The sequence below is a fragment of the Bradyrhizobium genosp. SA-4 str. CB756 genome, assembly GCF_000473125.1.
In the GTDB taxonomy this organism is placed as follows: Bacteria; Pseudomonadota; Alphaproteobacteria; order Rhizobiales; family Xanthobacteraceae; genus Bradyrhizobium; species Bradyrhizobium arachidis.
This window is the reverse complement of record NZ_KI421499.1, coordinates 9,820,221-9,823,581: the sequence shown is the minus strand read 5'-3', so window position 1 is coordinate 9,823,581 and position 3,361 is coordinate 9,820,221. Positions and strand designations below refer to the sequence as shown.

Genomic DNA, 3,361 nt, shown 5'->3' with positions numbered 1-3,361 from the left:
TTGTAGTAAGCGCGCCCCCCGCCAATCCGAAAGTCGGCGCCGGTTGCTGCGATCAGCGATTCCGCCAGCGGTTCGATCTGATCCGGTGGCGGCGGGACGACCGAGCCCGCGACGTCCTCGGGCAAGCCGTCACACTGCTCTATGTTGAAAACGGTAAAGCGCTTGAGAAACGGGATCGTGCCTGGCTCCTCCCCGGTCTCTGCGGTACGTCGACGCTCGTCCTCGGGAATGAAGCGATCCGCGTAGACGACGGTCGTACCTCGCTCTCCCTTCCTGACATGGCCGCCGAGCCCGAGCGCCTGACGAAAGGTCAGCCAGCTCTGGCTGGAGTAGCCACACTCGATAACGGCACCCCACAAAATCAGCACGTTAATTCCGGAATAACCGCGCAGCGTCGAAGCATTGCGCGGCATGGCAAGCGGCGCCTTGATCGCCGCCGTTCCCCATGGCTGCACCCAAGGGATACGGCCGGCCTCCAGTTCTGCGATGATCTTGTCGGTGATTTCGGTATAGATGTTCGCCCGGTCCTTGCCGGCGCGCGCGCAAGCGTTAGGGTTTGACATCGCGATTCTCCGCGACGGGCACCGCGAGCCTCTCTCGCAGCTTGTAACCCGTCACGGAAAAACCAGCCTGCACTCTTACTCTCAGCCTCTTCGCAATCTGCCTGAGGGCCGCAGGCCCGATTCAGGCGTGCGCCAGCGGCGCATCGCCTCAACGGAAAATGGCACCCGGAGAGCGTGAGCATAGCGACCCGAAGGGGCACGCGGGGCCGAGTGCAGCGACGAGACCGGTTCAATAGCGGCACCCGGGAACGGGGCAGTGATAGCGATCGCCGCAGGCGAGCCCCTTTCCCGAGTGCTCCCGGCGAGGAGCACCAAAGCTCTGGCGCGAGGGATCGAAGCCGTACGGCCGAGACGCTGCGCGGCTCGGTTCACGAGAGCCCGGTGCGGTTCGAGCCGCACGCGCGACGGTCGATCCAGATTGCCCCCGGTGCATTCGTCTGCGCGTCCTAGATTCAGATCTGAAGCATGCGGAAACGGTTCCGAAATCCTCGGTTGCTTCGATGTATAGCTAGAGCTGTCAGTTCACGGCTAACGCACGCAATGAGACGGCAAGGCATGACCGGTGGTCGATGGGAAGCCAGCCGAGCAAATGTCCAAATTTGCGCTGCGTCGACCAGATCCAGCCTGGTACAGCGAACAAGAAAATTCCGACACCCGACAACGATCCGTTGAATTCTGTGCAACTCCGCGGTGAATTTGTTGGAAGGGCCATTGATGATTCATCTAGAGCAGTTGACTGCCTGTTAGCGGCTCCCCCAACGACGACCGGGAACGGAAACACTGAATCATTTCCTCCCGATCAGAATAGTCCTCCTCGATAACCGCACGCCAAGCCTCCTTTTTACTGCGCTAATCTAACCTATCTCCGCCAGACCGCACTGCGCAGTAGAGGGTCAACATATTCGATTGTAAGACTCCCTTTTGTGATCAACTGCAACTCTCGTTGACCGATCACGATTCCTAGAGAGATCAATTCAGACCTTCCCAATTGAATGTCCTGGTTCGCCGAGTTCACCTGCGGGCACCATCAGTGAGATCAGACCGCCCATTCTCGCCGCGTACTCCGCTGCCTGCTCGCTACCCACCTGCTGGAACTTGGCCTGCAATGATGAGGGCAGACCTGGCGGCTGCCTACTTAGACTTTGAAGACACAGCTGAACTGGGGCGCGCAATCCGCCGCGGCGACGCCCCTCCGCCGGTCAGCTGTCGCGGAACAGGAAGGCTACGGCAGCCGGTTTGGTCGAAGGCGATAATGGATCAGTTCGCAGCACCACCTCAAAGAAGGGACACAAAGGAACAGGAGGATCTTTTATGTCTGGTATGATATCGGTTGAACCTAGGCTTCCTCGATATTGTCGGCGAAAGCTACTGGCGAACAATACGCTCGCCTATTATTTCGCACCGCCAAGCTGGGCTCGTCGGCAGGGCTGCGAATTGAGGCCTGAACCTTTAGGGAGCGATTATGCCAATGCCGTCGAGCGGGTCGAGCAGGTCCTCTTGCCCGCATTCGAGAGTTGGCGCTCGCAAGGGCTAAGTGACATAATGCCCGTTTCTCCCGAACCGGGCACGTTCGATTGGCTAATCGGAGTCTTCCAAGCTCATCAGAAGTGGGCAGAACTCGACAGCAACACACAACGCTTGTACAGGAGGAGCCTCGAGCTCTTCGCCAGTCATGAGTTGAAGGACGGAAATCGGGCGGGATCAAAGAAGCTGTCCGATTTCACGAAAGCCTTCGTGGACGCAGTTTATGGGAAGCTGCTAGTTACTTCAAAAGTCAGCAGCGATGGAGACGTGATCGTCCGGGAGCGCCGCCGCTATGCCAATATGGCCATGGCATGCTGCCGGCGCGCCTGGTTCGTTGGCCAACGTGCCCAAGAAAAGATAGTACCTGCCAGCAATCCATTTTCGCGCATGGGACTAAGGTCTCGTGCGCCTGGGCGACCGATACGGCCGACACCCACTGCTACTTGGGATGAACTTGTCGCCTTCCGAGCTGCCGCAAGGAAGCTTGATTACCGGTCGATCGGGACTGCCGCTCTGCTGGCGTGGGAATGGTTACAGCGCGAACAGCACGTGTTCGGCGCCTTCGACATTTCGCACTATCGCCCGAGCGAACGGCCAAACAGCGTCAGGATCGTGCACCCAAAGAATGGAGAGGAAGCCTGGTGGCCGTTGTTCGACGAAGCTGGAGCCCCTCTATTTCCTGAACTGATGACTGAGCTGGACGAAATCTCGAAGGGTTCTACCCCGGGCCTAGTCTTTCGACGTGACCACGCGCATCGCCGGACAGCAACTCCGCTTCCATGGATTACCCCACGCAAGGACCTGCGTTATCTGCGCAGCGTGGTAAAGAAGATAATCGCAGAAGCTGGCCTTCGCCAGGAACTTTCATTTACGTCGTTCCGGCACGGTGGATTCACGGAAGGCGCCGACAGCGATCTCACGGATGCGGAGTTGCGGGCTGCGGGTCGACATCGATCGAGCCGCCAACTGCCAACCTACGCCAAACGTACTGGCAAGCAGTTGATCACAGCCACAAAGAAGCGCCGCCAGGAGCGGACAAGATCACTGCTTGTTCGATTAAATGCCAACTCTCCCTCTGATTAGCGCGCGCCGCCGGACGCAGAATACCCGCTCGCGACGAAATCCTAACCTACTTTCCCGTCCAGACCGGCTTCCGCTTCTCGCCGAACGCCTTCAGCCCCTCCTTGGCGTCCTCGGTCATCGCGAGCAGGGCGATCTGGCTTTCGGTGTAGGCGATGCTCTCGTCGAACGACATCGAGGCGATCGCGCGCATG

The 3,361-nt window shown here is 59.1% G+C and carries 2 protein-coding genes and 1 pseudogene; 1 reads left to right on the top strand and 2 read right to left on the bottom strand.

Annotated elements, in window-relative coordinates; genetic code table 11:
- The coding region (locus BRAGE_RS0147475) for an ArdC family protein (RefSeq protein WP_028146537.1) at nucleotides 1–563 on the bottom strand (563 nt) is incomplete at its 3' end.
- A 1,311-nt stretch (nucleotides 564–1,874) separates the two neighbouring features.
- Here BRAGE_RS0147475 and BRAGE_RS55635 point away from each other — a divergent pair.
- A complete protein-coding gene (locus BRAGE_RS55635; protein ID WP_141263122.1) occupies nucleotides 1,875–3,170 on the top strand; it encodes a hypothetical protein in 1,296 nt (431 codons plus the stop codon).
- Between the two features lie 46 nt (nucleotides 3,171–3,216).
- Here the strand turns inward: BRAGE_RS55635 and BRAGE_RS54120 are convergent.
- A pseudogene (locus tag BRAGE_RS54120) lies at nucleotides 3,217–3,361 on the bottom strand (enoyl-CoA hydratase/isomerase family protein); the annotation flags it as partial.

Excerpts from the sequence above, each read along its gene's own strand:
- BRAGE_RS55635 (WP_141263122.1), top strand. The coding sequence starts at position 1,875 with ATGTCTGGTATGATATCGGTTGAACCTAGGCTTCCTCGATATTGTCGG.